This window comes from Gordonibacter faecis (assembly GCF_030077735.1).
GTDB classification, from domain to species: domain Bacteria; phylum Actinomycetota; class Coriobacteriia; order Coriobacteriales; family Eggerthellaceae; genus Gordonibacter; species Gordonibacter faecis.
This window is the reverse complement of record NZ_JASJEU010000013.1, coordinates 52,077-77,838: the sequence shown is the minus strand read 5'-3', so window position 1 is coordinate 77,838 and position 25,762 is coordinate 52,077. Positions and strand designations below refer to the sequence as shown.

At 61.6% G+C, this 25,762-nt stretch carries 16 protein-coding genes; 5 read left to right on the top strand and 11 right to left on the bottom strand.

Going from position 1 to position 25,762, the window contains the following annotated elements:
* Positions 1 to 37: 37 nt before the first annotated feature.
* A complete protein-coding gene (locus tag QNJ86_RS06850) occupies positions 38 to 508 on the top strand; it encodes a hypothetical protein (protein WP_283831862.1) in 471 nt (156 codons plus the stop codon).
* Here the strand turns inward: QNJ86_RS06850 and QNJ86_RS06845 are convergent.
* On the bottom strand, positions 505 to 1,503 hold the full coding sequence (locus QNJ86_RS06845; protein ID WP_283831861.1) for a helix-turn-helix transcriptional regulator: 999 nt from the start codon (positions 1,501 to 1,503) through the stop codon (positions 505 to 507). The genes QNJ86_RS06850 and QNJ86_RS06845 overlap by 4 nt on opposite strands.
* A 181-nt stretch (positions 1,504 to 1,684) precedes the next feature.
* Between QNJ86_RS06845 and QNJ86_RS06840 the strand changes: the two genes are divergently transcribed.
* The gene (locus QNJ86_RS06840) at positions 1,685 to 2,611 is read left to right on the top strand and encodes a Ppx/GppA phosphatase family protein (RefSeq protein WP_283831860.1); all 927 of its coding nucleotides are present in this window, start codon (positions 1,685 to 1,687) and stop codon (positions 2,609 to 2,611) included.
* A 129-nt stretch (positions 2,612 to 2,740) separates the two neighbouring features.
* Complete coding sequence (gene ppk1, locus QNJ86_RS06835) at positions 2,741 to 5,416, top strand: polyphosphate kinase 1 (protein WP_283831859.1); 2,676 nt, start codon at positions 2,741 to 2,743, stop codon at positions 5,414 to 5,416.
* Here the strand turns inward: ppk1 and QNJ86_RS06830 are convergent.
* Positions 5,413 to 5,676, bottom strand: coding sequence for a hypothetical protein (locus QNJ86_RS06830; RefSeq protein ID WP_283831858.1), 264 nt, complete (start codon positions 5,674 to 5,676; stop codon positions 5,413 to 5,415). The two genes, ppk1 and QNJ86_RS06830, sit on opposite strands and share 4 nt — an antisense overlap.
* A gap of 303 nt (positions 5,677 to 5,979) precedes the next feature.
* Here QNJ86_RS06830 and QNJ86_RS06825 point away from each other — a divergent pair, with 303 nt between their 5' ends.
* A complete protein-coding gene (locus tag QNJ86_RS06825) occupies positions 5,980 to 6,987 on the top strand; it encodes a radical SAM protein (protein ID WP_283831857.1) in 1,008 nt (335 codons plus the stop codon).
* Between the two features lie 83 nt (positions 6,988 to 7,070).
* Here QNJ86_RS06825 and QNJ86_RS06820 read toward each other — a convergent pair whose 3' ends face one another.
* The 5 genes from QNJ86_RS06820 to QNJ86_RS06800 form a co-directional block, all read right to left on the bottom strand.
* Positions 7,071 to 7,985 (bottom strand): ABC transporter permease, encoded by a 915-nt coding sequence (locus QNJ86_RS06820; protein WP_283831856.1) that lies wholly within the window; start codon positions 7,983 to 7,985, stop codon positions 7,071 to 7,073.
* 8 nt (positions 7,986 to 7,993) lie between these two features.
* Positions 7,994 to 8,851 (bottom strand): ABC transporter ATP-binding protein, encoded by an 858-nt coding sequence (locus QNJ86_RS06815; protein WP_283831855.1) that lies wholly within the window; start codon positions 8,849 to 8,851, stop codon positions 7,994 to 7,996.
* Positions 8,852 to 8,914: 63 nt separating this feature from the next.
* The gene (locus QNJ86_RS06810; RefSeq protein WP_283831854.1) at positions 8,915 to 10,060 is read right to left on the bottom strand and encodes an ABC transporter substrate-binding protein; all 1,146 of its coding nucleotides are present in this window, start codon (positions 10,058 to 10,060) and stop codon (positions 8,915 to 8,917) included.
* A gap of 718 nt (positions 10,061 to 10,778) precedes the next feature.
* A complete protein-coding gene (locus tag QNJ86_RS06805) occupies positions 10,779 to 11,753 on the bottom strand; it encodes an EamA family transporter (RefSeq protein ID WP_283832043.1) in 975 nt (324 codons plus the stop codon).
* Positions 11,754 to 11,868: 115 nt separating this feature from the next.
* Positions 11,869 to 12,771, bottom strand: coding sequence for a carbon-nitrogen hydrolase family protein (locus tag QNJ86_RS06800; RefSeq protein ID WP_283831853.1), 903 nt, complete (start codon positions 12,769 to 12,771; stop codon positions 11,869 to 11,871).
* Between the two features lie 413 nt (positions 12,772 to 13,184).
* On the opposite strand from QNJ86_RS06800, the gene QNJ86_RS06795 reads away from it, so the two are divergent.
* Positions 13,185 to 13,964 carry a helix-turn-helix transcriptional regulator gene (locus QNJ86_RS06795; protein ID WP_283831852.1) on the top strand — a complete coding sequence of 260 codons (780 nt, stop codon included), beginning with the start codon at positions 13,185 to 13,187 and terminating at the stop codon, positions 13,962 to 13,964.
* A 328-nt stretch (positions 13,965 to 14,292) separates the two neighbouring features.
* Here QNJ86_RS06795 and glmM read toward each other — a convergent pair whose 3' ends face one another.
* From glmM to rpoB, 4 genes are all read right to left on the bottom strand, one after another.
* Entirely contained in the window at positions 14,293 to 15,627 is a 1,335-nt protein-coding gene (gene glmM, locus QNJ86_RS06790; RefSeq protein WP_283831851.1) for a phosphoglucosamine mutase, read from the bottom strand.
* Positions 15,627 to 16,127 (bottom strand): phosphoribosyl-ATP pyrophosphatase, encoded by a 501-nt coding sequence (locus tag QNJ86_RS06785; RefSeq protein ID WP_283831850.1) that lies wholly within the window; start codon positions 16,125 to 16,127, stop codon positions 15,627 to 15,629. Before QNJ86_RS06785 ends, glmM begins: the two co-directional genes overlap by 1 nt.
* Positions 16,128 to 16,876: 749 nt before the next feature.
* Positions 16,877 to 21,280 carry a DNA-directed RNA polymerase subunit beta' gene (locus QNJ86_RS06780; RefSeq protein ID WP_283831849.1) on the bottom strand — a complete coding sequence of 1,468 codons (4,404 nt, stop codon included), beginning with the start codon at positions 21,278 to 21,280 and terminating at the stop codon, positions 16,877 to 16,879.
* The gene (gene rpoB / locus QNJ86_RS06775) at positions 21,281 to 24,820 is read right to left on the bottom strand and encodes a DNA-directed RNA polymerase subunit beta (RefSeq protein WP_283831848.1); all 3,540 of its coding nucleotides are present in this window, start codon (positions 24,818 to 24,820) and stop codon (positions 21,281 to 21,283) included.
* Positions 24,821 to 25,762: the final 942 nt, after the last annotated feature.

Below are 25,762 nucleotides of genomic sequence, written 5' to 3'. Positions count from 1 at the left end.
ACTATTCTTATGTTGATCTGTATGTGAGGGATGCGCGATGACGTGGGGTGTTGATGCGGCTACGGCGTTTGCGCGGTTGTATCATCGGTGGTTCGACGACGCGGCCGAACTGATTGCGGAGAATGCGCGCGAGGCACGCACCCTCAAGGGGTCTTTCGTGGCCGACGTGCTCACGCTTTGGGACATGGATGCGAGAGCCTGGCTTCCCGGAGCGCCCACCATACTCAGGCTTGAAACGTGCGACCTCGCCGTGTTTACCATGCGTGCGCCACACCTTGCGCTCTTCTTCGGCAGCATAGACACCGACTCGCCTGCGGCCGCGTTCGGGCCGTCGCTGCGGTGGGAAAGTTTCCGTCCGTGTTCGTACGCCATCGGCCGCACGGTGAGCGATCTCGTGTTCACCATGGACGAGAACAGCCTGCTCACCGGCATAGAAGCCGTGCTTGACGATGGTGGCCGTCTCGCTTTGGGCAACCCTGCTACCTGGGAGCTACCATGTGCGGGCTAGGCACGCGGCTCCCCTTGATACGACGCAACAATGGCGGCCAGATAGTCGCGGTATTCCTCCGCAAGCGATTGCGGCTTTTCCACGCGTACGCGGTCGCCAAACTGCACAAGCCAACCGAAAAACGCCGGGCTCTTCATGACAGTGACATACACGTGCGCCTGCCCCTCGCCTGCCGGCGACGACTTCACGTCGCGGCCGAACCGGTCGATGACCGCGCCCATGGCTTCGTCGCTCACCAGCAGCGTTACCGCAACTTGTTCCCCGCGGTACATGCCAAACGCGCGCGCCTCCAACTCCTGCGCGTCAAACGTGGCAATGCGCTCGTTGCGCACCGCCGCCTCGTCAAGCACGCGAATGCGATCCATGCGATCGACGCGGTACGTGGCGAACCCGTCGTGCTTTTCGTTGAATGCCACCAGGTAGTAATACCCGTCGGCGTACACCAGCTGCACCGGCGTTTCGACGTAGCGCTTGCCGTCATGCTGGGGCACCTTGTTCTTCGCCGCGTCGTATTTGAAGTAAGTGAACGAGATTTTGCGCTTCCGCGCGAGCGCGTCCTGGATGCGGTCGACGCTGTAAAACACCGACTCGTTCTGCATCTTGATACGGCCTTCCACGTGCACGCGCTTGTCGAGCAGCGCGCGCTGGCGCGTCGACGCCAGCTGCTTCACGCCCGCCACCAGCGCGTCGCTCTTGCGCTGCGTCAAAAAGCGCGAGCTTTGCACCGCGTCAACCAAAAGCACCAACTCAGGGAAAGCAAAATCGCGGTTCTCGACGGCGTACTCTACCGGTGCGCGCTGATAGGTGCGCACGTCAAGACCGAATTCACGCAGCGCCTCAATGTCGCGATAGATGGATTTCCGCTCGGCAGAGATGCCCTGCTCCTCAAGCCGCTCAAGAATATCCCCCATCGTGAGCCCCTGCTCAGAGTCGGTTTCCTCCACAAGCATCTGCATGAGATACAACATCTTAAGCTTCTGCCGATTCACCGTCATAAGGTCCTCCTCGCACCGCACCCAACCGCCACCACCCCAGTATAAACACCTATCCCCCTTTTGGGACACCATAAGTATGACTCACAGCGGCAACGTAAAATCTTGACACCAGATAGGTAGGAACGCTTTGCGGAATTCGGTGGTTTGCTTAGAATGAAACTACCGGATGAAGGGTGTAGGTATGCCTAATTATGGTGTTATTGATTTGGGGTCGAATACTATTCGCCTGGTGGTGTATGAGGTGAAGGATGATCGGCGCGCTTGTTATACCGGGAAGGACTTCAAGAGCCTCATCAATGACAAGGTGATGGCGGGGCTCTCGGCGTTCGTAACGCCTGATGGAACGTTTACCGAAGTGGGCGTGCAGCGGGCGGCAAGCGTGCTGAAGGGCCACGCCAAGCGGGCGCGGTACTTTAACTGCGTGCGGGTGGATGTGTTCGCCACGGCGGTGGTGCGCAACGCGTCGAACTGCACCGACGTAGTAGCCGCCATCGAGGAAGCCTCGGGGCTGCCCCTCACCTTGCTCTCGGCGCGCGACGAGGCGCACCTGGGGTTTGTGGGCGCCTCGCTTGACCGCACGCTTAAAGACGGCACGCTCGTGGACATCGGCGGCGGCTCCACCGAACTCACGCGGGCGCTCAACGGCCACGAATTCCAGAACATAAGCCTTCCCTTGGGGTCGCTTTCGGCTTACGCCGCGCACGTGAGCGCCATCCTACCCACGCCGGACGAAATGGACGCCATCGCCACAGCCGCCTGCGACCTCCTAACCGCGCTACCCAACCCCGAAGCCTACCGCGCGCCCGTGCTCTACGGCATCGGCGGCAGCGTGCGCGCCGCCGCAAAGATGCGCGCACAGGCCGAAGGCATGCTCACCCGGCCTAAATCCATGACGGCGGCCGAAATTCGTGCGATACTGGAATGGTGCCGCACCGATCCCAACCCGTTCGCGCACTGCGCGCTGAAAGCGTCGGCCGAGCGCATCCACACGCTGGTGCCGGGGTGTCTCATCCTCGCCACCCTTATGGAGCACCTCGGTGCCGAACGGCTGGATATATGCAAGTACGGCGTGCGCGAAGGGTACCTGGTGGAACGCATGCTCGGCTAACAAAGCGTTCACGCCCTGGCCACCGCCCGCCGCCCGCCCGCACTACCACCGGCCAGCGGCGCACACTACAGGGCAGCACGCAGGCGTTAATCACACAACGCGCGAAAGAACCCGGACGAAGGGGGAGCTATGAACGCCCAGACAGAACCCATGGCCACCGAGACGACGCAGGCTGCACCAACACCTGCGGCGCAAGCGCCCACCAAAGCAGCCCCCTACCTGCAGAATCGCGAACTTTCGTGGCTCACGTTCAACGAGCGCGTGCTCGACCAAGGCGCCGACGAAACGGTGCCGCTGCTTGAGCGCCTGAACTTCATCTCCATCTTCTGGAGCAACTTACAGGAATTCTTCATGGTGCGCGTGGGCAGCCTGACCGACTTGTCCCTGGTGAAGAAGCACATCGTGGACTCGAAATCCGGCATGACGCCCTCCGAACAGCTCGACGCCATCTACGCGCGCTGCCGCGAGCTCTACCCCATCCAGGAGCGCACCTACGAGGAAGTGCGCCGCCTGCTGGGCGAGCGCGGCGTGCGCCACCTGCGCCCCGACGAACTGGACGACGAGCAGCGCGCCTTCCTGTCAACCTACGTGCACGACAACGTCATGCCGTTCCTCTCGCCGCAGATCATCAACTCGCGCCACCCCTTCCCCCACCTGGAAAACGGCGCTTTGTATGTGGTCGTGCGCCTAAACGAGGACCTCGGCCCCAAGAAAAAGGACGCGAAACCGGCGAAGGCGGACAAGGACGCGAAGGCCGAAAAGGCTGATAAGCCAGACAAAGCCGCCGTCAAGGAAGCGAAGAAGGCGAAGAACCTCGGCGCCGAAGGGGTGACGCTCGGCCTGGTGCCGATGCCCCGTCAGTGCGACCGCGTGATTGAGCTGCCAGGCACCGGCTTCCCGTTTATCCTGCTGGAACACGCCATTGAAATGGTGGCGGCCGAAATTTTCAGCATGTACGCCGTGAAGCATACGAACGTGGTGTGCGTCACGCGCAACGCCGACCTCGACGCCACCGAGGGCTCGGACGAAGCCGACGAGGACTACCGCGAGCACATGAAGCGCATCCTGAAGAAGCGCTCGCGCCTGGCTCCCGTGCGGCTGGAAAGCGAACGCCCGCTATCGGCCACGCTGGAGAAACTGCTGCTCGCGCGCCTTAGCCTGAAACCCCACCAGATGTACGCCACGGCGGTGCCGCTCGACTTGAGCTTCACATTTGGGCTGGCATCGCGCCTGCCGGAAAAGGACCGCGCGGCGCTCACGAACCCGCCGTTCTCGCCGCAGTGGCCAGCGTGCCTCGACCGCAACCGCTCCGTCATCGAGCAGGTCACGGAACGCGAAACGCTACTCTCCTACCCCTACGAAAGCATGGATCCGTTCGTGCAACTGCTGCGCGAAGCGGCGAACGACCCCAGCGTCATCTCCATCAAGATTACGCTGTATCGCCTGGCCAGCCAGTCACACCTTGCCGAGGCCCTCATCGCTGCAGCTGAAAACGGCAAGGAAGTCACGGCGCTGTTCGAGTTGCGAGCCCGCTTCGACGAAAGCAACAACATCGAGTGGTCGCAGCGTTTTGAACAGGCCGGATGCAAGGTAATTTACGGCTTCCGCGACTTCAAGGTACACTCGAAAATCTGCTGCATCACACGCCAAACCGAACACGGGCTGCAACACATCACGCAGCTGGGCACCGGCAACTACAACGAGAAGACGGCGAAACTCTACACCGACCTGTCGTTCATCACCACCGATGCCACCTTTGGGCGCGACGCCGTGGAATTCTTCCGCAACATGGGGTTGGAGAACACCTCGGACAACTACGACATCATGTGGGTGGCTCCGCTGCAGATCAAGCCCATGATTCTGGCGGGCATCGACACGCAGATTGCGCACGCACGCGCCGGCGAGCCGTGCGGGCTGTTCTTCAAAACGAACTCCGTCACCGACAAGGATGTCATCGAAAAGATTGTAGAAGCGTCGCAGGCCGGCGTGCCCGTGACGCTATTTGTGCGCGGCATCTCGTGCATTGTGCCAGGGCTGCCAGGCTGGACCGAAAACGTGCGCGTGGTGTCCATCGTCGGCCGGCTGCTGGAGCACAGCCGCATTTACGGGTTCGGGCCGCGCGACAGCATGAAGCTGTACCTGTCGAGCGCCGACCTCATGACGCGCAACATGGACAAGCGCATCGAGATAGCCTGGCCCGTTCTAAATGATGACCTGCGCGAACAGATTCTCGGTTACCTGGACGTGAGCCTGAGCGACACGGCAAAACTGCGTGAACTCTTGCCCGACAAGAGCTACACGCCACTTGGCATGTTTGCAGAAAAGGACGACGCGGGCGACACCATACTGTTCGACTCGCAGGAGTTCTTCATCCGGCGGGCCCAGGAGCGCCGTCTGGTGGCCGCCGAGGAAGAGGCGGCACGCTCAGCGAACCGTCGCCGCGAGGAACAGCTGCTGGCCACCAACGAGATGGATGCAAGCGAACGGGCTGCTCAGGAGATCAGGGCACAGGCTGCCGTGGCGGTAGCAGCGGCGAAGGCAAGCGAAACCGCTGCTCAGATGGCCGTTGCTACGGCGGAGGCGGCCGTGCCGAGCGCGGTGGCGGTGCCTACGACAACGGCGGCAGCCCCACAGGGTGCGAGCGTGGAGGGGACGCAGCCCGCACCGACTTCCACGCCCAGCCGCCCCTCCGCCCCGATGCGCCCGCAACCGACCACCACCTTGGCGCGCGCCACCGTGGCCACGCGGCCCCAGCCACACAAGCCCAGCCTGCTCGTGCGCGTACTGAGCAAGTTCGTCCGCTAGACAGCGCCCGCGCAGGACGGGATATATTCGCAAGCGAAAGCTGAGGAGTTGTAACAAAAGTCATAAAAACGACTTTCATTGGCTGGATTCACTATCTGCTCGCCCACGCCGCCGATCTCAACTGCATTCGCACCCGCGCCCGCCAGGGCCGCCGCGTTGTTCGCCACCTGGCCCCAGAAGTCGGCCGTAGACACGCCCATGTTGAACAACACTATCGCGAACAGGATGAACACCACAATGGGAACAACCTTGGCTATCATGACGATGTGGTGCGGCGGGAGCGCGGTCCGATGACAAGGCGGTCGACCGGCCGGGCCTTCGTGGCCGTGCTCCTCACCGCGAGAGACACGATCTCATTTCGGCAGCGCTCCCGCAATGAGCGTGGATACCTTGTTGCCACATGTCAGCCAAGATGTCACACAACCCGGCATAACGCCTTCGTGGACACCCGAAGAGCGCTATAATGGATATCGTCTAGTAGTGGCAAAGAACAACGGCTGTTAGCGGCACCTCCCCCACCGGAGAGCGCCGCCCGCAAACACAAGCGAGGGGACGCGAAGCATATGGATACCGAAATCATCCACATCATCAACAAGGCACTCGACGGCAACTTGCTGAACAAGCAGGAGATCATGACCCTTTTATCGGTGAAAAACCTCTCGCCCGAGGCCTTTGCCATTCAGCAGGCCGGACGCGCGTTTACCTCGCAGCTCTGCGGCGGCGAGGCTGAAATTCACGCGCACATTGGCCTTGATGCGGCGCCGTGCCCGAACGACTGCAAGTTCTGCTCGTTCGCAGCGTCGAACAAGATCTTCCGCACCCATGAAGTTATTCCGCTGGAAAAGGTTATCGAAGAGGCGCTCGCCATTGAGGCGGCTGGCGCGAACGCGCTTTACCTGGTAACCACCGTGCACTACGGCGAAGAAACGTTCCTCGAAACGGCGCAGGCCGTGCGCGCCGCGCTCAAGACGAACGTGCCGCTGATCGCAAACGTGCCCGACTTCGACGAAGATTACGCGCGTGAACTGGTGCGCATCGGTATCGCGGGCGTGTACCACGTGGTGCGCCTCGGCGAGGGCGTGCACACGCGCTGCAAGGTGGAAACCCGCCTCAAAACCATGGAAGCCGCCAAGAGCGCGGGCCTGGTACTGGGCAACTGCATTGACCCCATCGGCCCTGAACACACGCCCGAAGAGATCGCCGATCTCATCCTGTTGGCGCGCGACTTCGAGGTGGGCTTCAGCGGCGCCATGCGACGCAACACCGTACCCGGCACGCTGTTCGAAGAGTTCGGCAACATCAGCTACGGGCGCTTGGCCACCTATGCCGGAGCAACGGCACTTGCCACGGGCCCGAACATCCGGGGCAACTGCACGCACGAACCCAGCCAGCTGTGCGGCCAGGCCGGTGCCAACATCATGTGGGCCGAACGCGGCACGTCGCCCCGCGACACGGAAACCGAAACCACGCGAGGCCTGTCGGTTGACCAGGTACGCGAGATCTACTTTGACACCGACTGGAAGGTGCACGAGGGCCCGTCGCAGTTCTACCCGGCCTATTCCGCGCAGTAACCCGCAGGGTGCGAGCTCCCGCGCAGCAACCCGGAGCCTGCGCCCGCGTACCCACACCTCGCAACCCGCAGCCGAACGCTTCCCTACCGCCAGGTGGTGAAGCGGCGTTGTATCCAGGCCGTCAGCATGCTCAGGATGGTCACCACGATGCCGCACACAATGATGCCCGCGATCACCGCCGCGTAGTTGGCGTAAATGTTCGAGTTTGTAATATAGAAACCGATGCCCGCCGTCGCGCCTATCATCTCGGCAAACGTCAGCATGAGAAACGCCGTGGTCAGCGACACGCGCAGGCTTTGCAGCACGCCCGGCAGCACATACGGGAAGATAATGCGCGTGATCATGGTAAGGTTCCGCACGCCGAGCGCGCGGGCGTTGTCCAGCAACTGCGGGTCGAGCGACGACACGCGCAACACCATGTTGAGAAACTGCGGCCAGAACACGCCCAGCAAAATGATGCACACCGACGCCGCACGAAACGTGGGCATGAGCACCACCAAATACGGCGCGAACACCGTAGGCGGAATGGGCGCCATCACGTTCGCGATGGGGAAGAACATCTCGCGCAGCCGGGGAATCCAGCCGCACACAATACCCAACACCACACCCAGCGCCATGCCCGCGAAGTACCCCGCCAGCAACAACGTGGTGGAGGACACCACGTTCGCCAGCAGCGTATTGTAGCTGGTGGCGAAGACGTTAAACACCTCTTCGGGCGTGGGCACCAAAACGTTCGGCGTGAGCGCAAACTTCGTGGAGGCCAGCTCCCACGCCAACATGAGCGCCCATACCAGCATAATGATGTCAGTGGGCCCCTTCGTGCGAATGCCACGGCGGCGCTTGTTCAGCAACACCACCAAATACAGCACTTCCATCACGGCCAGGGCCACCAGCAGCGGGTAATAGGTGACGTCCACCATTTTCTGGTTGGGCAGGGCCACCACAACCAGCACCAGCACCGCAAGCAACGCGTGGGCGGCAACAAACTGCTTGTTCACGAGGCCCTTCATGGCAGCACCACTTCCCCGCGCGGCAGCGCATCCAGCTCGGCGGGCGGCTCTTCCTCGGGGCCATCCAGGTAGAAGAGTTCCGTCAGTTCCTCCTTGAGCGTGCGGGCCCGCTCATCGTTCACCAGTATGGCCGACGAGCGCGGACGCGCCACGTCCACCCTGCGGTCGGCCACCAGCTCGCCGCGCCGCATGAACACCACGCGGTCGGACAGCAGAATGGCCTCGTCAATGTCGTGGGTCACAAACACCACCGTTTTGCGGTGCTCGCCGGAGCGCCACAAGCGGTCGATAAGCTTTTGCAGCGAGCAGCGCGTCTTCACGTCCAGCGCGCCGAAGGGCTCGTCGAACAGCAAAATGTCGGCGTCGATGGCCAGCGCTCGGGCAATGGCCACGCGCTGGCGCATGCCGCCCGACAGCTGATACGGGTACTTTGTTGCGGCCTCCAGCATGTCCACCCGCTGAAGATACTCCGTAGCAAGCTCTTTCACCTGCGCTTTCGACAAACCGCGCCCGAACTCCTTGTTCGCCTGCTGAATGCCGAACTCCACGTTTCCGCGCGCGGTCATCCAGGGGAACAGCGCGTAGTTCTGAAACACCACCGCGCGATCGAGTCCCGGCCCCTTCACAGGCACACCATCGATGAGAATGCGCCCCTCGCGCGGCCGGTTCAGGCCCGCAAGCAGCCGCAACAGCGTGGTTTTGCCGCTGCCGGAATGCCCAATCAGGCACAAAAACTGCCCGTCGGGAATTTCCAAGCTGATATCGTCCAGAGTGAGCTCCGCCGTTTCCGCAGGTCGCGCCCCCAGGGCATCGTCGTACGAAAACGAGACGTACTCGATGCGTATCGCCCCCATGCCACCTCGCCCTCTCGCCAACTTGCAGGAATGCCCGCATCTGGCGGGCATTCCCTATGATACCTATTCGTCGTTCTGGCGGTAGAGTGCGTCGAGGTCTTTCCAAACCTGTTCGTTGGGTTCGCGCTCCATCAGCGTGTCGAGCGCCGCGCGGTACACGTCGGTGACCACGAAGTCGTCCACGGGCGGAGCGGCCGTGTCGATGGTGCCCACCGTTTTCAGCGACTCGTAGAAATCGATGACCGCGTTGCGGCACGGGTCGGGCGACAGGTTCATGACCGCCTCGTAGGTGTCGGAGCCGTACAGGGCGGCGCGCACGTAATCCTCGCTCTGTTCGGAGTATTCCACCATCAGGGGAATTGCCGTATCCGGATCGTTCTTGAACACCTGGTAACCGCGCAGAATAGCAATTTCGAAATCCACAAGCGAGCGGAACTTTTGCTTGTACGCCTTCTCGGAGGCATTCTGGCGGCAGCAGGGGTAATCGCCCGTGAAGTTGGGCACCGCGCCCACCACCTTGATGCCGCGCTCGCTGTTGATATAGCCGAACGCGTTGTTGACCAGGCACAAGTCAACCTCGCCCTTGAGCGTGGCCTCCACGTTTGCCTGCTCATTGTCAAGCGGAATGAACGTGACGTCGCCGCCTTCAATGTCGAGGCCCGCTTGCTTGAGCCACGCGCGGAAGTGGATCTGACCCGTTTCCGACCGCTGGAAACCAATGCGCAGGCCCTTGAAATCTTCGGGCGCGTTGAGCGGCGTGTCGAAAGCGTCCGTGGCAAGAATCTCCGTGCCGTTGAGCACCGTGCCGCCAAACATGTACATCGGCGTGCCCTTTGCGATGTACTCGCAGGTTTGCACCACGCCCATCAGCATGACATCCAGGTTGCCCGTAGCCAGCGAGGCGAACGCTTCCGCGAGTTCTACCTGCTGGAACTCGACATCGCACCCCTCTTCCGCGAAGTAGCCCAGCTTGTCGGCAATGACGGACGGTGCAATCTTGAACAGCTTGCCGCGACGGCCAACCACCAAGTGCTGGCCTTTGCCTTGCTCACGGAAGTCTGCGGCGATGGCATCTGGCGCAGTTTGGTTATCCTGGTTGGCTGGTTCAGCCTGAGGTGCCTTTCCGTCGCCGCACCCCACCAGCCCCAAACAAGCCGTGGCCGCCGCAACCCCAGAAAGTGCACAAAATGAACGACGCGATATGCTCATAAAGCCCTCCTTTTTCTCGTTCTGCGCCTCAGTATAATACTAGACATGATCATATACTAGACTAAAGCCACTGATAGGCGAGAAAAATTGATGAGAGGATTCAACCTGTCCGGCTGGGGGGTTTGGGAGGGTTCTTGGCGCGCCGCTCCGCTGCTCAAATGTCCTTTCACGCATCGCGCGGAAGGACATTTTCGTGCACTGCGCTCCTACATGCTTTAGCATGCGCCCTTCGGGCGCGAAGAAGACAGTGTTCAGAAGCGCCAAGAACCCACCCCACCCCCCCCCCCAGCCTACATGGCTCCACTAGAGTGACGCGCTTACGCGGTGTCTAATAAGCCAATGTCCCACCACCTACCCCAACTTTATGACGCGGGCAGACTGGCCTGTAGGCATTGATTGACAGTAGAGATAATCTCCGTAGCGGCGTTCTCCAGAGCGCCATTCGCTCGAAGCGCGAAAATGCAGATCATGCTCGGATTCTCCACCTTCGGCGGAGAGGGAGTTTCATGAAGCACCCCTACGAAGGTTACCTTTTTAGTTAGATTTATCGTATATGAAAGAGCCCTCGTTGTAGTGGTAGGGAAAGCGGTCATCTCTTGGCGTATTCAGTAGCGCGAAGCGCGTCACACTTTTAGGGGCGCAGTCGGTGGCTTGTGCGTCACGCTTTTAGGGGCGCAGACGGTGGCTTGTGCGTCACACTTTTTCCCGCGGCAAGGTGTCACGCTTTTGGGGACGTTGCTGCATCGGCTAGCGCTCCCCCGCTCGCATCCCCGACTGCTCCTGCTCGTGTGGCTTTTAGTTCCTCCATTTGGGACAGTACTATGCTCACGCAAATCACTACTACGCCGAAAATCGTCAGCGGTGTCGCTTGCTCGCCCAGGAGTAGACAGCCTGCCAGCACGGCCACCGGTAGCTCGGAGGCCGACAAAATGGCCACGATGCCTCCCGGCAGACGCTTCGTCGCCATCGCCAGGCCTACGCACGGAATCACACCCATAACCAGACCCATCACGATGCCGCCCGGCAGCAGCCCCACCACATCGCACCCGCCAGTATAAAAGTCCGGCGCCACAAACGCCATAATCACCGAACCCGCCACCATCATGAAAAACGTGCGCGTCACCGGCTGGTGCTCCGTCGCCACGCGGCCGTTCAGGTAAATGAACCCGGCATAGCAGCACGCGCACAGCACCGCAAACACAATGCCCAGCGGGTCGAAGGACAGCGACCCCGCGCCCGTCATCACCTCATCCACCAGCCCGCTTCCAAACAGCGTGCCAAACAGCACCAGCACGGTAGCGGCAATAATCCACGCGCTCGGCCGCTTCCGCTCCACAACGCTTTGAATGGCCACCACAATCCACACGTACTGGAACTGGATAGCCACCGCCTGGCCCACGCTCAACAGGTCAATGGCCAGGTAATACGATAGGTTGGAAAGCACGCTCAGCGCACCGACGCCGCACAGGCTGGCCACTTCCTTCGCGTTCATATGCGGGCGGTACTTCACCAGCACCAACACGCCCAGAATCACCGCCGCGCACACGTACTGAATGGCGGTGATGTGCATGATGGAGAAGCCCTGCGCCCCCACAATCTGGCTGGCCGCGCCTCCCAATCCGAACGACGCTCCCGCGAAAAACGCCGCGAGGGACCCAATCACCTTCGCCGTTCCGCTTGCCGTCCACGCCATCACAACCTCGCTTTCCCTTCGCAATCCCTCCCGCACCTCCGACATCCTGCCGTGGCGAGAGGGCCTGCGCCTTCACCATCCGCGTTCGCACCACGCCCCTACCGCGCGTGCGTCCTTACTCTTCGCCGACCCGGCCGCCCCATACGGGGTTAAACTCGTTGAACTTCGTCACTTCGCCGTACGTGCCCGCCTTACGGTCGCGCAGCAAGTCAGAGCCACCCATCGAGAAAATGCGCGCTCGATTCATCTCCCCCTCAATGTCCACCTCAGCCACGGCCATACCCTCGTCGAAGCCCGTCGTGGCCAGCAGCTGTCCCGGATTCGGGCCAACAATTTGGCTGTGCCCACCCATGTGCGGGCCGCAGTGGTTAGCATCGACGTAGAAGATCATGTTCTCCATGGCGCGCGCATGACTGAACGTGACATGCACCAGGTGATCGGGGTCATCCAACGAGCCGGTCATATTCGGCCAGCAGATGGGACCAAGGATGATCTGCGCGCCCTTCAGCGCCAGCGTGCGCGACACCTCGGGGAAGCACTTGTCGTAGCAAATTTCCAAGCCAATTTTGCCGATGCGCGTGTCGAACACCGGATAGTCGCCGAAGCCGGGATAGTGATACAAGCGCTCGCACAGAGGTAGGTGCACCTTGCGGTATTTACCCAGGTAGCCTTCGGGGCCCACCAGCACCGACACGTTGTGTGTGGCATCGAAGCGTTCCGGGTTGCGCTCGGCCATACCCCAGCAAATGTACATGTCGTACTTCTTCGCCAACTCAACAAAGATTTGCGTGGACTCGCCCTCAGGCACCAGTTCCGCCATCTTCTGAATAGCCAGCTTGTCTTCGCTATTGAACTGCTGCATGCCCACCGTGCCTACGCCGGTAAGAATCGATTCCGGGAACACGATGAGGTCGACGCCCTGCTCGGCGGCCTTCTCAATGTAGGCAATCATGTTGTTGCGGTTCACCACCTTATCCCGCGGGTCGGCGGCCATGCAAACGGTTGCGATCTTTACCATGGTGGATGCTCCTTTGCTCTCGGTCCCGTGTTGGGCTCCCGTGTTGGGTAACACCTTGCCGCTAGTCTAGAGAGAGTGAACTACCGAAAACAATGGAGCGTTGGGTGCATTTATATGCGCGTTGCCTACCGTTTTTAGGGAAGACGTGTTGAGGCGTGGTTGGGGCGCGCTGGGCGCGTGCGCAAGGCGGCGCGCGGGGCGTTCTCCCGCATGGGCGCGTTTGACGTGGGACAACCTGAAAGCGTATGCTAAGCGCACCACACAGCCAGACACCGGGCGCATCTTCGGGGTATACCGCGCAAGCGGTAGGTGCGAGGTCCGGTGAAGGGTGCGGGGACATGGGGAAGCCCTGCCGGACACGGCCAAGACGCGCTGGCGCGCTTGGATTTCCGCGCACAAAGGGAGGGGCATCCATGGAGGAAAAGGTGTTCGAGCGGGACTGGCGTTTCATGCTGGATGCGGTGTTGCGCATCAATTCCGTCGAAAGCGTTGAGCTGCTGGAAAAGGAAGCGCTGGAGTGCCTGTGCCTGCTGATTCCCTGTACGCAAGGCACCATCTTTGTGGCGGAAGAGAGCGGCGGAACCATTCCACACTACGGGCGCCCCTACGCGGTAGGCATGGAAGCGCTGTTCTTCGACGAATTCCTGAACGGCGATTACAACTCAGACCCCATCTTCACCGGCACCAACATTCCATGCCAGACGGAAACGTTCCGGGACGGCGACCTCTTGCCCGAGGAGTACCGGGTTCAGACCAGGCTCTATCGCGAGATTTACGCGAAGCAGGGCATCCACTACGCGCTGCGATCCTACCTGGTACACAACGCGCGCATGGTGGGGAACATTTCGCTGTTCAACTCGAAGGAAGCCGGAGAGTTTAGCTCGAAGGATGTGTTCATTCAAACGACGCTGGCGCCGCACATTGCCCTGAAACTGGGAACGCTGCTGGCTTTGGAAGACCCGCAACGCTCGCTGCGAACCGCCCAACAGGAAAAGGCGATTGACGGCTTCGGCCTGACCGGCCGCGAGCGCGAAATTGTGCTGATGATAGCCTCAGATGTTGACGACCGCGAGATAGCCGACACACTGTGCATCTCCATGGGCACGCTGAAGAAGCACATCTACAACGCGTACAAAAAGATGCGCGTAAACAACCGCGTACAGTTGTATTCGCTGGTGAATGTGCATGAATGAGGGAGGGGTTGCGCGTGACCTTTTGAGCGAAAGCGCAGGTCAACAGGAGTTCTCCGCCTACGACGGAGCGGATGCTCTGGAGAGCATCCCTACGCAGGTTACCAAACAAGCACGTTAACCATGGGAGAACATGCCCTCGTCATGGTGGTAGGGAGGACATAACATCCTGGCGTCATCAGTAGCGCGAAGCGCGTCACACTTTTGAGCGCGAGAGTGCAGTTAGGTTTATTGCATATGTAAAGCCCTCGTCATCATAGGTGGGATGACGAGGGCTTTTGGAGTGTTTGGCAGCGCATAGCGCGTCAGACTTTTCGCGTACGGGGAGAAGCTACACCTCGCGTTCGACGACCTTGGCTATGGCGGTGGCGTGGCGGTTGGCTTCGTCGGCGCTGGCGGCTTCTACCATGACGCGCACGACGGGCTCGGTGCCGCTCGGGCGGATGAGCACGCGGCCATTTTCGCCCAACTCAGCCTCGGCAGTTGCCACGGCTTCGGCCACGGCGGCGTTACCTTCGAGGGCGTGCTTGTCGGCCACCTTCACGTTGATGAGCGTTTGCGGAAAGCGCGTCATAACCAACGTGGCCTCCTGAACCGACTTGCCGGCGCGCTTGCACGCGGCCAAGAACTGCAACGCGGTGACTAGGCCATCTCCGGTGGAGTTGTGCTCCAGGAAGATCATGTGGCCGGACTGTTCGCCACCTACGATGAATCCACCCTCGCGCATGGCCTCCAGCACGTAGCGGTCGCCCACCTTCGTCTGGATGAGGTCGATACCCGCATCGCGCATGGCGTGCGTGAGCCCCAGGTTGCACATGACCGTGGACACGGCGGTATTGCCGGTCAGAAGGCCGCGCTCTTTGAGGTCGATGGCGCACACGGCTTCCACCACGTCGCCGTCAATCTCGTTGCCTGCGGCATCCACCAGCATGACGCGATCGGCGTCGCCGTCGTGCGCAATACCCACGTCAGCGCCAATCTCCGCCACCTGCTGACGCAGCGGTTCAAGGTGCGTGGAGCCGCACTGCACGTTGATGTCAGTACCGTCGAATTCCTCGTTGATAACCGTGACGTCGGCGCCCAAGCGACGCAGCGCCTCCGGGCTTGTGAGACACGAGGCCCCATGACCCACGTCAAGCGCCACCTTTAGGCCCGTGAAGTCGATGCCTTCGTCGGCCACAGTGGCCACGGCATGCGCGATGTAGAGTTCGCTCGCGTCTTCCACCGGCAGCGCCACACCTACAGCATCCCCCGCCGGCAGATCGTCGCCAGACGCTCCACCAGCCGCGACGAAGGCCTCAATCTCGTCCTCCACTGCATCGGGTAGCTTGAAGCCCTGCGCGTCGAACAGCTTGATGCCGTTGTACTCCGGCGGATTGTGCGACGCCGAGATAACAATACCGCCGTCACAGGCAAGCTCGCGCACGAGCAGCGCAATGGCTGGCGTGGGAATGATGCCCGCAAGCAGCGCCGTGCCGCCCATGGACATGATGCCCGCCGCCACGGCCGACTCCAGCATGTCGCCCGACAGGCGCGTATCCTTGCCCACCAGGATCGTCCGCCCCTGAAACGCCACGGCCGCCTGCCCCAGCTTAAACGCCAAATCGCACGTCAACTGCGTGTTCGCCACACCTCGCACGCCATCGGTTCCAAACAAACGCGCCATTATTTACCCCTTTTAACGTACTCATCATACAGTCGAACGCCACCTGTGGGGCGTTCTTCCTCGGTCATTCTCGTGTTGAGTTCAGCGGCGAATTCGTCGAGCGAAATGCCGTAGCGCTCAAGCACCACCAGCAAGTGATATACCACATCAGCAGCCTCATAGCGTAGATGATCCACCGCTTCGAAATACTCTGCCGGCAACTCCACATTCAGCGAACCTTCGTCGGCGTCGTTGCCCCTGCCCACCTCAAACGCAAGCGCCGAAGCAAGCGACGAGGTCGCCCACGACTCCACATCCTTAGCCGCCAGCGCCACCTCGCCAGACTCTTCCATAACCTTCTTCAACACCACATCAGGCGAGTCAGTGAGCAACCGATAGGTATAACTCCCCTCCCCCGCCCCACGCCGAGCAGCAATAGTAGAAGCTAAAGCCTCCAAAGAAGCCCCAATCTGCGAAGAGGGAGCCGTTTCGCCGTCTGAGATATAAACCTTGCTCATCATGTAGACAACCTTCCAACAAAAGAACTCGTTAAGTATATCGCTTGCTGTCACGCGCTCCGTTTTTTAGCTTCTTCAAAATCACTTGCGCACCTTCTCGCCATATATCTCGCCACTATGGCACGATAAGTGGCGAGATATATAAGCATTATCACCCATCTCGTCATCTTGATGGCAAAAATGGCGAGATAAGTTAGAGACAAGGCTCATAGCGCGTCGCAGGACCTCGTTCGACTTTACGCAAAAGTCCCAGATCAATCATAGCTGCCAAGTGCCTACTGGCCGTGCGAGACGAAAGGCCCTCGAACGAGTTCTTGGTGTGAGGAAAGGTAAATACAACATAGGAGGCAACATATCAAAGGAAGAAAAGCCCGTAGCGCTGCCCACCCGAGCGAGACGTACAGCAGCCCTCCCTCGCACAGGTTGAATACTCCCGAGCGAGGCGCGCGCCTGACCACCATCCCAGTCAAAGCCGCAGCAACATCCTCAACCAAGAGTCCCACGGAGCCGCGCGCCAGAGCGCGCTCCCCCTCAACAACGGACATCGTGTGAAGGAGGTGGTGCGGCGGTGCCCACCAAGCGAGTTTCCCTAAAGGGACTAGCTTCGCGTCGCCGCACGAGCCGAACAGCCCAGTGGGCTGTTCGTGCGAGCTCAGGACTGTCCGAGCGACTGGGCGCTGCCGCACCACCTCCGCCACACAACGCCCAACAACAAAAGGGGCGCGCCCAAGAAAGCGCGCCCCTCCAACAGGCTATTCGTCGATATCGTTTGAGGCTTCTTCGGATTCCTTGGTGGTCAGGCCGAAGCCGAGTGAGCCTACGGAGCCCAGCAGCGCGTCCAGCTCTTCCAGGTTGCGCTGGTAGGAGCGGGGCGGCAGGGCCTCGCCCAGCATGTCCTCACCCTCGGTGTTGAAGGTGGGGGGCTCATCGCCGCCGATAAGGATGGTGTCATCAGGCGAGAACACCATGTCAAGCAGCTGCGACATGTCGTCGCTCGTAGCCGCAAGGTCGTCCTCAATCACGTGCGACAGCCCGCGCTCGGCCAAGCCTTCCTTCAGCTCTTCGATGGCCTTCACACCAATGCCCTCAATGCGCAGCAGGTCCTCCTCGGTGTGACCCACGAGGTCGGCCACCGTTTCGATGCCCGCCTCGGAGAACTTGTTCGCCCAACGCTGCGACACGCCCAGATCATCGTAGATGTACAGGCGCGCGTCCTCGTCGGACAGCTGCGGGCCGCGATGACCCAGCGACAGGCCACTGTAGTAGCTGCCGTAGTTCGTACCCATGTTGAGGTAGCCATCGCCGTCGAGCGACCAATCCTGCGGCTGCGGCAGCAGCTCCTCGATGTCGCGCAGCGCATCCGGCGCGAAGTCGGGCAGCGAATCGCCCTGCACGCCAGCCACCGGACGACCCTTGTAGGTAAGCCCCACCTCGCGGTAGCGCGGAAGGCCCGTGCCCGCCGGGATAGGCTTGCCGATGATAACGTTCTCCTTGAGGCCGGCCAAGTGGTCGATCTTGCCCTCGATGGCGGCGTCGGTGAGCACCTTGGTGGTCTCCTGGAACGAAGCGGCCGACAGGAACGAATCCGTTGCGAGCGACGCCTTCGTAATACCCAGCAGCAAAGGCTGGCCAATCGGCGGCTCTTTGCCCTCGGCGATGAGCGCGTTGGCGGCATCTTCGAATTCGAAGCGGTTCACCTGGCGGCCCGGCAGGTAGTCGGAATCGCCGGCATCCGTCACGGCCACCTTGCGCAGCATCTGGCGCGCGATAACCTCAATGTGCTTGTCGTTAATATCCACGCCCTGGCTCACGTACACGCCCTGGACCTGGCTCACAATGTAGCGCAGCGTCGTGTTCGGGTCGGTAAGGCGCAGCAGGTCGTGCGGGTTCACAGAACCCTTCGTCAGCTGCTGGCCCACGTGCACCTCGCAGCCATCCACCACACCCGGCAGCATCTGAGCGCGGGCACTCACCACATACTCGCGGAAGTTGCCCTGCTGGTCGTGGATGGTGATGGTCTTCGACTGCTTGTCGCCGGCGATTTGCAGCGTACCGGAGATCTCCGCCAGCACGGCGAGACCCTTCGGCTTGCGCGCCTCGAACAGCTCTTGGACACGGGGAAGACCGTGCGTGATGTCCTCACCCGCGACGCCGCCGGTGTGGAACGTACGCATGGTAAGCTGCGTGCCCGGCTCGCCAATGGACTGAGCAGCGATAATACCCACTGCCGTGCCAATGTTGACGGGACGCGACGTGGCCAAGTCCCAACCGTAGCACTTCTGGCACACACCGTTTTCGGCATGGCAGGTCATAACCGTGCGGATGACCAGCTCCTCAATACCGGCCGCCTCCATGGCCGCCAGCTGATCCATGCGCTCGATGTAGGAGCCACCGGCCAACACCACGGTGCCGTCCGTGCCCTTCACATCGTTCAGCACGCAACGACCGATGAGGTTCTCGTCCAGCTCGCACTTCTCGTTGTGCAGCGGGTAGGGCACGCCGTCCACGGTACCGCAGTCGATCTCGCGAATGATAACGTCCTGGGCCACGTCCACCAGACGGCGGGTCAGATAACCCGAGTCGGCGGTACGCAGCGCCGTGTCGGCAAGACCCTTACGAGCGCCGTGCGTAGAGATGAAGTACTCCAACACCGACAGGCCCTCGCGGAAGTTCGCCTTAATCGGACGGTCGATAATTTCACCCTTCGGGTCGGACATCAGGCCACGCATACCCGCCAACTGGCGAATCTGCTTGATGTTGCCTCGAGCACCGGAGAACGCCATCATGTAGATGGGGTTGAACTTGTCGAAGTTCTCGGCCATGGCGTCGCCGACCTCTTCGTTGGCGTCGTTCCAGATGTCAACGACCTGCTTGTGGCGCTCTTCCTGGCTCATGAGGCCCATCTCGTAGTCCTCGTCGATGGCCGCAACCTTTGCGTCGGCCTTCGCCAGAATCTCACCCTTGTTCGGCGGCACGGTGGCGTCGTACACCGACACGGTAACGCCAGCGCGTGTGGCGTAGTGGAAGCCCGCGTCCTTCAAGCCGTCGAGGATGGCAGGCACCTTGGAGAGTTCGTAGCGGTTGCACACGTCCTCCACCAGGCGGCTGATCTCCTTCTTGTTCATTTCATAGTTCAGGTACGGGTAGTCTGCGGGCAGCACGTTGTTGAACGTGATGCGGCCGATGGTGGTCTCGATGCGCTCGCCCGCCTTGTGCTCTTCGAACGTGTTGTACGCCGTGGCCACCTGGGTGTCCTTGGACAGGCGCACCCAAATCTTGGCCTGGAGGTCAAGCTCGGCACGCGCGTCGTAGGCGTTCATGGCGTCCGCAAAGTCGATGAACGCGCGGCCTTCGCCCTCGAAGCCCTCGCGGGCTGCGGTGAGGTAGTACAGGCCGATAATCATGTCCTGCGTGGGCACGGTGAGCGGACGGCCGTGGGCCGGCGACTTGATGTTGTTGGACGACAGCATGAGCACGCGGGCTTCCGCCTGCGCCTCGGCACCCAGCGGCACGTGCACAGCCATCTGGTCGCCGTCGAAGTCGGCGTTGAAGGCGGTGCAGACCAGCGGATGCAGCTTGATGGCCTTACCTTCAACCAGCACCGGCTCGAAGGCCTGAATGCCCAGGCGGTGCAGCGTAGGTGCGCGGTTCAGCAGCACCGGATGTTCGGTAATGACCTCTTCCAGCACGTCCCACACGTAGCTGGCGCCACGATCGACGGCGCGCTTTGCGGCCTTGATGTTGGCGGCGTACTCAAGCTCCACCAGGCGCTTCATGACGAAGGGCTTGAACAGCTCCAGCGCCATCTGGCTCGGCAGGCCGCACTGGTGCAGCTTCAGCTGCGGGCCCACAACGATAACCGAACGGCCGGAGTAGTCCACGCGCTTCCCCAGCAGGTTCTGGCGGAAGCGGCCCTGCTTGCCTTTCAGCATGTCAGAGAGCGACTTCAGCGGACGGTTGCCCGGACCCGTGACGGGACGGCCGCGGCGGCCGTTGTCGAACAGGGAGTCCACGGCCTCCTGCAGCATGCGCTTCTCGTTGTTCACGATGATCTCGGGAGCACCGAGGTCGAGCAGGCGCTTCAAGCGGTTGTTGCGGTTGATCACGCGGCGGTACAAGTCGTTCAAGTCAGACGTGGCGAAGCGGCCGCCGTCGAGCTGCACCATGGGGCGCAGATCGGGCGGGATGACCGGGATCACGTCCAGGATCATGTCCGTCGGGCGGTTGTCAGACTTCAGGAACGCGTCAACCACCTTCAGGCGCTTGATGGCCTTGGCGCGCTTCTGACCCTTGCCGTTGGCGATGGTCTCGCGCAGCTCGTCAGCCACGGCACCCAGGTCCATGGCCTCCAACAGATCGCGCACGCTTTCGGCGCCCATGCCACCCGTGAAGTAGTCACGGTAGTTCAGGCGCATCTCGCGATACAGCGCCTCATCAGGCACGAGCTGCTTCGGCTCAATCTTCATGAAGGCGTCGAAGGCCTCCTGGCGAAGTGCCTTGCGCTCGTTGAATTCCTCGTAGATGTCGGCGATTTCCTCTTCGACCTCTTCAGGGGACAGACGCTCGTCCTCGTCCACGTCGTCGACGAAGTCGTCGTCCTCGGGCACGTAGCCGGTGGACAGCTTGCGCGTGGCCTCGATGAGGCGGTCGCGCTCGGCGTCCAGCTCCTCAAGGTCGGCGGCCAGCTCGTCACGCAGCTCCTCCGCGTCTTCCTCGCGGGCCTCTTTGTCCACCGAGGTCACGATGGAGCTGGCGAAGTACAGCACCTTCTCCAGCTCTTTCGGCGGAATGTCAAGCAGGTAGCCCAGGCGGCTCGGCGAGCCCTTGAAGTACCAAATGTGGGACACGGGCGCGGCCAACTCGATGTGACCCATGCGCTCGCGGCGCACCTTGGAACGCGTCACTTCAACGCCGCAGCGCTCGCAGACAATGCCCTTGAAGCGCACACGCTTGTACTTGCCGCAGGCGCACTCCCAGTCCTTGGTGGGGCCGAAAATCTTTTCGCAGAACAGGCCGTCCTTCTCGGGCTTGAGCGTGCGGTAGTTGATGGTCTCGGGCTTCTTCACCTCGCCGCGCGACCAGCTGCGCACGTCCTCGGCGGAAGCGAGCGAGATACGCAGGGCGTCGAAGTTGTTAACGTCGAATTCCGTCGTCATTTATCGCTCCTCTCCCTCACCGATCAGGTCGTTCGTATCATTGTCGTCAGAGACGTCGCTCATCAGCTCTCCCAGTTCAGCGGCGATGTCGTCGAGCGCGGTCGCCGCGTCTTCTTCGGTCTTGCGCGCGTCGGCGGCCAAGGCCTCGTACAGCGCGCGATCGTTGTCGTTCGATTCCTCGTGTTCCACCGTGACGTCGATCGTCTGGTGGTCGTGGCCCTCAAGCTCGACGTTCAGGCACAACGACTTCATTTCCTTCACGAGCACCTTGAAGCTCTCGGGCACCTCGGCGGCCGGGATGTTCTCGCCCTTAACGATGGACTCGTAGGACTTCACGCGGCCCGCGGTGTCGTCGGACTTCACGGTGAGGATTTCCTGCAGCACGTTGGAAGCGCCGTACGCGTAGAGCGCCCACACTTCCATCTCGCCGAAGCGCTGGCCGCCGAACTGGGCCTTGCCGCCGAGAGGCTGCTGGGTGATAAGGCTGTAGGGGCCGGTGGAGCGGGCGTGAATCTTGTCGTCCACCATGTGGCCGAGTTTCAGGATGTAGCTCTGGCCAACCGTGATGGGCTCGCGGAACTTCTCGCCCGTGCGACCGTCGTAGAGCCAGGTCTTGCCGGTACGGGACAGTTGCGGCACGAATTCGTCACGCGCCTTGTCGCCGAACTTGGCATGGTTCTTATTAATAAGGTTGCGGTTCGCCTTCTCGATAGCGTCGGAGATTTCGCGCTCGGTGGCACCGTCGAACACGGGCGTGGCCACGTGCATGGGGCCTTCCACCACGGCGTCGGTTTCCTCCGCGTCGTCCCAGCCCCACTTCGCGGCCCAGCCAAGGTGGTTCTCTAGAAGCTGGCCGACGTTCATACGAGACGGAACGCCCAGCGGGTTCAGGATGACGTCGATGGGGGTACCGTCGGCGAGGTAGGGCATGTCCTCCACCGGCAGCACGCGGGAAATAACACCCTTGTTGCCGTGGCGGCCGGACAGCTTGTCGCCCTGCTGCACCTTACGCTTTTGGGCCACGTAGATGCGCACGAGTTCGTTCACGCCGGGAGCCAGCTCGTCGCCGGCCGCGCGGGAGAAGCGGCTCATGCCAATGACGCGACCGCCGGAGCCGTGCGGTACCTTCAAGCTGGTGTCGCGCACCTCGCGGGCCTTCTCGCCGAAGATGGCGCGCAGCAGGCGCTCCTCGGCCGTGAGTTCCGTTTCGCCCTTCGGCGTAACTTTGCCCACCAGGACATCCCCCGGGAACACCTCGGCGCCCACGCGGATGATGCCGTCGGCGTCCAGGTCGGAAATCATGTCGTCGGAGATGTTCGGAATCTCGCGGGTAATTTCCTCGGGGCCGAGCTTCGTGTCGCGCGCGTCAATTTCGTATTCGGAAATGTGAATGGACGTGAGCAGGTCTTCGGCCACCACGCGCTCGGACACGATGATAGCGTCCTCGTAGTTGTAGCCTTCCCACGGCATGTAGGCCACCATGAGGTTCTGGCCGAGCGCAAGCTCGCCGCCGTCGCAGCTGGGGCCGTCGGCCAGCACGTCGCCGGCCTGCACCTCGTCGCCCTTGCGGACGATGGGGCGATGGTTCAGGCAGCCGGACTGGTTGGAGCGCTGGAACTTCGGCACAAGGTATTCGTCGTATTCGCCGTCGTCGTTCAGCACGATGATGGTCTGGCCGTCCACGTAGTCAACGACGCCCGCGTTCTGTGCGACGAGAATTTCACCGGAGTCAACGGCAATGCGGTGCTCGATGCCCGTACCGACGAGCGGCGCGTGGGGCTTGAGCAGCGGCACGGCCTGACGCTGCATGTTCGAACCCATGAGGGCGCGGTTCGCGTCGTCGTGCTCGAGGAACGGAATGAGCGAGGTAGCCACCGATACCATCTGGCGCGGGGACACGTCCATGTAGTCCACCTGCGCGGGCGGCACCTCGTCGGGCTCGCCAAACGTGCCGGCGGCATCCTTCGTACGGCAGAGCACGCGAGCAGCCTCGTGGAACACGCCGTTGTCGTCGAACGTGCCGAAGGCGCGCGTCTCGGGGTCGAACAGGTCGTTCGCCTGGGCGATAACGTAGTTTTCTTCCTCGTCGGCCGTGAGGTAGTCCACCTCGTCGGTGACCTTGCCGTCCACCACGCGACGGTACGGCGTCTCGATGAAGCCGTAGGGGTTGATGCGCGCGTAGGTAGCGAGCGAACCGATAAGGCCGATGTTCGGGCCTTCAGGCGTCTCGATGGGGCACATGCGGCCGTAGTGAGAGGTGTGAACGTCGCGCACCTCGAAGCCGGCGCGCTCACGGGAAAGACCGCCCGGGCCGAGGGCCGACAGACGACGCTTGTGCGTGATGCCGGCGGCGGGGTTCGTCTGGTCCATGAACTGCGACAGCTGCGAAGAGCCGAAGAATTCCTTGATGGACGCCACAATCGGGCGAATGTTCACCAGCGACTGCGGGGTGATCTCGTCGGGCTCCTGCATGCTCATGCGCTCGCGCACGACGCGCTCCATACGGGAGAGGCCGATGCGGAACTGGTTCTGGATGAGCTCGCCCACCGTGCGGATGCGGCGGTTGCCGAAGTGGTCGATGTCGTCGGTCTGGAAGCCTTCCTGGCCGGCATGCAGCGCCACGATGTACTGCATCGTGCGCACGATGTCGTCATCGGTGAGCGTGGAGGCCTCGAAGTCCGGGTCGAAACCGAGCTTCTTGTTGATCTTGTAGCGGCCCACTTTCGCCAGGTCATAGCGCTGCGGGTTGAAGAACAAGCCCTCGAGCAGCGTACGGGCGGAGTCGATGGTGGGCGGCTCGCCGGGACGGAAGCGCTTGTACAGTTCGATGAGCGACTCTTCCTTGGTGGTAGCCGGGTCGCGGTCGAGCGTGCGCAGCACCATTTCGTCGCTGCCGAGGAGCTCGATGATTTCCTCGCGCGTTTCGGCCAGACCAAGGGCGCGCACCAGCAGCGTTGCCGGCTGCTTGCGCTTGCGGTCGATGCGCACGGACAGGATGTCGCGCTTGTCCGTTTCGAATTCCAGCCATGCGCCGCGGCTGGGGATAACCTTCGCGTTGAAGATGGTTTTGTCCGACGTCTTGTCGCGCTCGGAGGCGAAGTACACGCCCGGGGAACGCACGAGCTGGGACACGACCACACGCTCGGTGCCGTTGATGATGAAGGTGCCGCGCGGCGTCATGAGCGGGAAGTCGCCCATGAATACGTCTTGCTCCTTGATTTCGCCCGTTTCGCGGTTGATGTAGCGGATCTCCACGAACAGGGGCGCCTGGTAGCTGACGTCCTTCTCCTTGCACTCGTCGACCGTGTACTTGGGTTCGCCGAACTCGTGCTTACCGAACTCGACGCACATATCCTTCGTGGAGTTTTCAATGGGGCTCATGTCCTTGAAAGCCTGCGCGAGGCCTTCACCCATGAAGTTTTTGAAACTCTCCGTCTGGATGGCGATGAGGTTGGGGACGTCCATGACGTCGGGGATCTTTGCGAAGCTGCGGCGATTCCTATAAAGGCTGGTGGGAGCACTGGTTTTTGCTTGAGCCACGAGGCTTTTCCTCCTTCAAGAGAATCAGTAAATCTGCGAAAAGTCGCAATTGCCTAAAATACTGCTGGGGTCAAGGGGTGTCAAGAAAAATTTTTACGAACTGTGGGGATTTGCTGTTGATTCGGGGGGTTAGCTGGGGAAACGTAGGGGTGTCTTTTTTGGTTGAGGTGAGTTAGTTGTTGCCGGATTGGGGGTTTTGGGGCGGGCGGTGAGAGTGTGACGGTGTTGGGAGATTGTTGGGGGGATCGTGCTGGGGGGCGGGGGGGGGGGGGGGGGGGGGGGGGGGGGGGGGGGGGGGGGGGGGCGGGGGGGGGGGGGGGGGGTCGCGAGAACACTCCGCGCAAACGGCCGCCTGGGCAACACCGCCAAAGGGGCCAAGCGGAAATGGGCCGGCGCATGGTTCAGGGCATCCCGGAATCGGGGGCCGGCGATCCGGGGCTTGGCCTTGGGAGGGCGGTGTTGCCCAGGCGGCGCGCTCCGCGAAATCTCGCGACACCCCCACCCCCGGCCCTCTTGCTGGTTGGGAACCCCCCGAATCACAGGGGGTGAGGGATGCGCCGGCCGGGGGCCGGCGGGCTTCGCCTTCTTGCTGTGAAGGTTGACGTGTGTTGCTTGCGTGGTTGGGGCTCTTGGGTTGAGTTCCGGCTTCGCCGGAACATCTGGGTGTGTGTGCACTGGGGGCTCTTTGGGTTCGTAACAAAAGTCGCGCTTCACAAAAGTGTGACGCGCTTCGCGCTGGCTATTACGCCATAAGTTTTCCCGCATTCCTTACCTTACGACGCGGGCTCTTTCATGTACGATAAATCTAACTAAGAAGGTTACCTTAGTAGGGGCGCTTCACGAAGCGTCCTCTCCGCCGTAGGCGGAGAATACTACCGTGACCAGCGTTTTCGCGCTTCGCGCGAACGGATGCTCTGGAGAGCATCCCTACAATGGTTATCT